5 protein-coding genes and 1 pseudogene are annotated in these 6,138 nt (G+C 68.1%); 3 read left to right on the top strand and 3 right to left on the bottom strand.

The features are described from left to right. Positions 1-51: 51 nt before the first annotated feature. Positions 52-783 carry an enoyl-CoA hydratase/isomerase family protein gene (locus DBR10_RS13725; RefSeq protein WP_108504373.1) on the bottom strand — a complete coding sequence of 244 codons (732 nt, stop codon included), beginning with the start codon at positions 781-783 and terminating at the stop codon, positions 52-54. A 253-nt stretch (positions 784-1,036) separates the two neighbouring features. On the opposite strand from DBR10_RS13725, the gene ccrA reads away from it, so the two are divergent. The 3 genes from ccrA to DBR10_RS13740 all read left to right on the top strand — a co-directional run bounded on the left by ccrA (position 1,037) and on the right by DBR10_RS13740 (position 4,826). Continuing rightward, positions 1,037-2,311, top strand: coding sequence for a crotonyl-CoA carboxylase/reductase (gene ccrA, locus DBR10_RS13730; protein ID WP_108489641.1), 1,275 nt, complete (start codon positions 1,037-1,039; stop codon positions 2,309-2,311). Positions 2,312-2,449: 138 nt separating this feature from the next. Beyond that, on the top strand, positions 2,450-3,532 hold the full coding sequence (locus DBR10_RS13735) for a phosphotransferase family protein (RefSeq protein ID WP_108504374.1): 1,083 nt from the start codon (positions 2,450-2,452) through the stop codon (positions 3,530-3,532). Between the two features lie 7 nt (positions 3,533-3,539). Next, positions 3,540-4,826 (top strand): metal-dependent hydrolase family protein, encoded by a 1,287-nt coding sequence (locus DBR10_RS13740; protein WP_108504375.1) that lies wholly within the window; start codon positions 3,540-3,542, stop codon positions 4,824-4,826. 84 nt (positions 4,827-4,910) lie between these two features. On the opposite strand, the gene lpxK is transcribed toward DBR10_RS13740, so the two are convergent. After that, positions 4,911-5,918, bottom strand: coding sequence for a tetraacyldisaccharide 4'-kinase (gene lpxK / locus DBR10_RS13745; protein WP_108556429.1), 1,008 nt, complete (start codon positions 5,916-5,918; stop codon positions 4,911-4,913). Beyond that, positions 5,915-6,138, bottom strand: a pseudogene (locus DBR10_RS20100) (3-deoxy-D-manno-octulosonic acid transferase); the annotation flags it as partial. The gene lpxK and the pseudogene DBR10_RS20100, both read right to left, overlap by 4 nt.

Genomic DNA, 6,138 nt, shown 5'->3' on the forward strand with positions numbered 1-6,138 from the left:
TGAACCGGGTTTTGCTGCGATGCAATATGCCCGTTCGCGAGTGCGGGAGAGCTACCCCCGCACAAACACCGCCGCCCGTTTCTCGCGAAAGGCCGCCAGGGCTTCGGCATGGTCGGCGCTGGTGACCAGGGCCGCGACATCGACCGCCTGACCGGCCATGGCCTGCTTGACCGCCTCGACCGACAGCGGCGCGCGGGTTGCGATGCGTTCGGCCACGGCGAGGGCCTCCTCCAGCAGCAGCTCGACCGGATGGACGGCGCTGACCAGGCCGTCGGCCAGGGCCCGGTCCGGACCGAAGGTCTCGCCGGTCAGCAGGTGAACCCGGGCCCGCGCCTCGCCGATCAGGCGCGGCAGCCGCTCGACCGAGGCCATCAGGCCGATATTGACGCCCGAGGCGGCGAAGGCGGCACGGTCGCTGCAGAGGCGGATGTCGCAGGCCAGGGCCAGTTCCAGCCCGCCGCCCAGGCACCAGCCGTCGATGGCGGCGATGACCGGGACCCGGCAGGCGGCGACCTGGTCCATCAGGCCGTTGAAGCCCAGCACGGCGGTCAGCTGCTCCTGGCGGCTGCGCGCCTGCGCCTCGCGCAGGTCATCGCCGGCGCAGAAGGCTCCGTTGCGGCCGCTCAGCACCACGGCCCGGACGCTGGTATCGGCCTCGATCCCGGCCAGGGCCTGAGACAGATCGGCCCGCAGCGCCATGCCCAGGCCATTGGCCGGCGGGGCATCCAGGGCCAGGTGCAGGACGGCGGGCAGCGGGCGGGTGATGTGCAGGACCTGGGTCATGCCCCAGCCTCGCCGATCCGGCCGCGCCTGCAAAGCCTCTGGGTCGTTTCAGATGCAACCATGCTGCGGCGCACAAGATTCTGCTTGCCAGTTTCAAACACTTGTCTCAGCTTACGGGACTTCGGGGCGGATTTGCCCGCCCGGAGCCCAAAATGACGGGTCGGCGATCTGAATTTACCAGTTCGACCGCCCTGCGCGCAGCCGAGACGAAGCTTCGGGCGTTGCTGCAACGCCGAAGGGAACGGGGAGTGAGATGACGACCGCCACGCTTGAAAAGTCGCCCGTGAAGGACCTCTACGAGATCGGCGAGATTCCGCCGCTCTATCACGTGCCGAAAAACATGTACGCCTGGAGCATCCGCAAGGAGCGCCACGGCAAGCCGTCCACCGCCATGCAGGTCGAGGTCGTCCCCACCTGGGAGATCGGCGAGGACGAGGTTCTGGTGCTCGTGATGGCCGCCGGCGTCAACTACAACGGCGTCTGGGCCGCCCTGGGCGAGCCGATCAGCCCGCTGGACGGGCACAAGCAGCCCTACCACATCGCCGGATCCGACGCCTCGGGCATCGTCTGGGCCGTGGGCGCCAAGGTCAAGCGCTGGAAGCTGGGCGACGAGGTGGTCATCCACTGTAACCAGGACGACGGCGACGACGAGGAGTGCAACGGCGGTGATCCGATGTTCTCCACCAGCCAGCGCATCTGGGGCTATGAGACGCCGGACGGCAGCTTCGCCCAGTTCTGCCGCGTGCAGTCGCGCCAACTGCTGCCGCGTCCCAAGCACCTGACCTGGGAAGAGGCCGCCTGCTACACCCTGACGCTCGCCACCGCCTATCGCATGCTGTTCGGCCACAAGCCGCATGAGCTGCGGCCTGGCCAGAACGTGCTGGTCTGGGGTGCCTCCGGGGGCCTCGGCGTCTTTGCCGTACAGCTGGCCGCCGTGGCCGGGGCCAATGCCATCGGCGTGGTCTCCAGCGAGGACAAGCGCGAGTTCGTGCTGTCGATGGGGGCCAAGGCGGTCCTGAACCGCAATGAATTCAACTGCTGGGGCCAACTGCCTACGGTCAATGGCCCCGAGTTCACCGACTACATGAAGGAGAGCCGCAAGTTCGGCAAAGCCCTGTGGCAGATCACGGGCAACAAGGACGTCGACATGGTGTTCGAGCACCCTGGCGAGGCCACCTTCCCGGTGTCGGTCTTTGTGGTCAAGCGCGGCGGCATGGTTTGCATCTGCGCCGGTACCAGCGGCTTCAACCTGACCATGGATGCCCGCTTCCTGTGGATGCGCCAGAAGCGCGTCCAGGGCAGCCACTTCGCCAACCTGATGCAGGCAAGCGCCGCCAACCAGCTGGTCATCGACCGCCGCGTCGATCCCTGCCTGTCGGAAGTCTTCCCCTGGAACGACATCCCGGCCGCCCACGAGAAGATGCTGGCCAACCAGCACCTGCCCGGCAACATGGGCGTGCTGGTCTGCGCCCAGCGCCCGGGCCTGCGCACCTTTGAAGAAGTCCAGGAACTGAGCGGCAGCCTCTAGGCGGCCGGCCAGCCGCGCGCCCGGACGGAACCGGCGCGCGGCACCTGGCACCCCGCACCAGACGAGACCATCACCACGCTTGCACCTCGCGCCCCACGCACTAAAGTCCCTTTCAAACAAGTGTTGGGGAGAAACCGCATGGCCGATGTCGCAGAACAGACCGCCCAGGACCTGAATTCGGGCACCAAGCCGGTTGATCCGCGCCATGCCATCGACGAGGCCAAGCTGGCGCTCTGGCTGGCCGCAAATGTCGAGGGCTATGAGGGCCCGCTGGAGGTTCGCCAGTTCAAGGGCGGCCAGTCCAACCCCACCTATCAACTGGTGACACCCAACAAGAAGTACGTCCTGCGCCGCAAGCCGCCCGGCAAGCTGCTGCCCTCCGCCCACGCCGTGGATCGCGAGTTCAAGGTCATCTCGGGACTCAACAAGGCCCACTTCCCGGTCGCCAGGGCCTATGCCCTGTGCATGGACGAGGACGTAATCGGCACGATCTTCTACGTGATGGACAACGTCGAAGGCCGCATCCTCTGGGACGGCACCCTGCCCGACTATCAGCCGGCCGAGCGCCGGGCGATCTACGAGGCCGAGATCGACACCCTCGCTGCCCTGCACATGGTGGACTACGCCGCCGTCGGCCTGGCCGACTATGGCAAGCCGGGCAACTACTTCACGCGCCAGATCGACCGCTGGACCAAGCAGTACAAGGCCAGCGAGACCACCGATCTGGCCGACATGAACAAACTGATGGCCTGGCTGCCGACCTCGGCCCCCGAAGATGACCGCACCTCGATCGTCCACGGCGACTATCGCCTCGACAACATGATCCTCCACGCCACCGAGCCGAAGGTGGTGGCGGTGCTGGACTGGGAGCTGTCGACGCTGGGCAATCCGCTGGCCGACTTCAGCTATTTCCTGATGAACTGGGTGATGCCGTCCGACCAGCGCGGCGGCCTGTCGGACATCGAGGACCTGAGCGCCTATGGTGTGCCGACCATCGAGGAGGCCGTAGCGCGCTATTGCAAGCTGACCGGCCGCGACGGCCTGCCCAATCTGGACTGGTACTTCAGCTACAACCTCTTCAGACTGGCTGGCATCTGCCAGGGCATCGTCGGCCGCGTCCGGGACGGAACGGCCGCCAGTGCCCATGCGCAGCTGATGGAAGCACGCGTGCCGGTTCTGGCCCGAGGGGCCTGGAGCTTTGCGCAGAAGGCCGGGGCCTGAGACCACGATGCGGAACCTGACGGCGGGCGTTCTGGCCCTTCTGGCGACGACGACGCTCGGCACGTCAGCCCTTGCCGAGACCCTGTTCGTCCAGGCCGGGCGGCTGCTGGCCGATCCGGCCACCGGCAAGGTCGAGACGGCCCGGACCGTGGTCATCGAGAACGGCAAGGTCGTCCGTATCGCCGACGGCTATGTCTCCGAACCGGGCGGCAAGGTCCTGGACCTGAAGGACAGCTTTGTCCTGCCGGGCCTGATCGACAGCCACGTCCACCTGACCAACGAGCAGAGCCCCAATTCGCGCCTCAACGAGGTGACCCGCTCCCCCGCCGACGAGGCACTGGTCGGGGCCGGCTTTGCGCGCAAGACGCTGTTGGCCGGTTTCACCACCGTGGCTGACCTGGGCGCGACCAACCAGGCCATCTTCGCCCTGCGCGATGGCATCAGGCGGGGCGACGTGATCGGGCCGCGCATCCTCGCCGCCGGCTCGGCTGTCTCGGTCCATGGCGGCCATGGCGACGTCAACGGCTACAGCGAGGAGGTCATGCACGTGCTGCGGCCGACCTCGGTTTGCTCGGGCCCCGACGACTGCCGTCGCGCCGTCCGCGAGCAGGTCTGGCTGGGTGCCGACATCATCAAGATCACGGCGACCGGCGGCGTCCTGTCCAATACCGCCGCCGGCCTGAACCAGCAGTTCTCAGATGCAGAACTGTCCGCCATCGTCGAGACTGCCCACCGCATGGGCCGCAAGGTCACGGCCCATGCCCACGGCGTCGACGGGATCAACAGCTTCCTGAAGGCCGGTGGCGACTCGATCGAGCACGGCACCTATCTCGACGCCGACAGCGTCGCCCTGTTCAAGAAGAACGGCGGCTATCTGGTGCCGACCCTGATGGCCGGGGACTTCGTCTACCGGATCGCCTCAGGCCCCAACAACTTCCTGACGCCTGCCCAGACTGCCAAGGCGCTGGACGCCGGCCCCAAGATGCTGGCCATGGCCCGCCGCGCCCATGAGGGCGGGGTCAGGATCGCCTTCGGCACCGACACCGGCGTCTCGGCCCACGGCGACAATGCCGGCGAGTTTGTCCTGCTGGTCAAGGCCGGCCTCACGCCCCTGGAGGCCATCCAGACGGCCACCGTCAACGCGGCCGATCACTTCGGGCTTTCGAATGAGATCGGCTCACTGGCTCCGGGCAAGACCGCCGACCTGATCGCCGTGAAGGGCGACCCCCTGCAGGATGTGGCGGTCCTCAAGGCCGTGACGTCGGTGGTCAAAAGCGGCGTGGTCGTGAAGTAGGTCGATACAGCCCCCCTCCGGGCCTTCGGCCCTCTTCCCCCCTTCGGGGGAAGAGGATCGCGAAGCGATCCGGAGGGGGCGGGTCTAAAGGCCCACCGTCTTCAGCAGCCGTTCCAGCGCCGGCTCATCCTCGAACCGGGCGCGCACCGGCCAGGGGGTCACGCGGGCGCGCCATTCGGGCGGCAGGCGGACCCAGTCCTTTTCGGTGGTGACCAGACCCGCGTCATACAGCTTCGCGCGATCCGCCAGCAGGTTCAGGGTGGCTTCGTCATAGACGCCATGGTCCGGGAAGGGCGCAAAGTCGACCAGGCTGCAGCCTGCGGCAACCAGGGCCCGTTCGACCTTCCACGGCTTGCCGACGCCGGCAAAGCCCACCTGAGGTCCCCGAGGAACCGGCGCGGCCGCCTCCAGGCGGGCGATCAGCACCGGCGTACTGCCGAAGACCGCAAGCAGCCCGGGATCCACGGCCGGAAGGTCGGCCGGCAGAAGCACGATCACCGCATCGGCCCGGGCCAGTCCTGCCTTGAGCGGCTCGCGCATCGGCCCGGCCGGAAAGACCCTTCCATCCCCGAACGGCCACTCGTCGTTGCGGGTTTCGCCGTCTACGACGACGAGCGACAGGGTCTTGCGGACGGTCGGGTTCTGGTGCCCGTCATCCATCACCACGGCCCCGGCTCCGGCGCGGGCCGCCGCCAGTGCACCCTCCACCCGGTCGCGCGCGACCCACATGGTAAAGTCCTGGGCCAGCATCAGCGGCTCATCGCCGACATCCGCCGCCGTATGCCAGCCGGGTTCAACCCGGGTAGGCCCCTTGCGGTTGCCGCCATAGCCGCGAGCGAGGCCGTGAGCGATGACGCCCCGCCGGGCCAAGGTCAGCAGCAGTTCGCGGACGATCGGGGTCTTGCCTGCCCCGCCAACGGTGATGTTGCCGACGCAGATCACCGGCACGCCCGCCTCGCGCGGGGTGGTTCGGGCCAGCCGGCGGGCCGTGGCCGCAGCCCAGAGCCAGGACAGCGGCGTCAACAGGGCGCGGGTCACCGGGGCCGGCCCTCCCGACTTTACGTACCACCAGCGCGGGGTCGACAGTTTCATGGCACCAGCTCGAGGATACGGGTGAGGCCGGCCCGAGCCTCGGCATCGCGAGCCTCGACAAAGGCGAGGGCGCGGCGGGCCTGGGCGCTCGCCGCATCCGGATCGGCGAGGACTGCAGCGAGCCGCGCGGCGAGAACCCCGGCATCGGCCAGGGTGACCCCTTCAACCGCCGACAGGTCGGCATAGGCGGTCAGCCAGTTCTCGACATGCGGCCCCGAGA

This window comes from Caulobacter sp. HMWF025 (assembly GCF_003060965.1).
Lineage (GTDB): Bacteria > Pseudomonadota > Alphaproteobacteria > Caulobacterales > Caulobacteraceae > Caulobacter.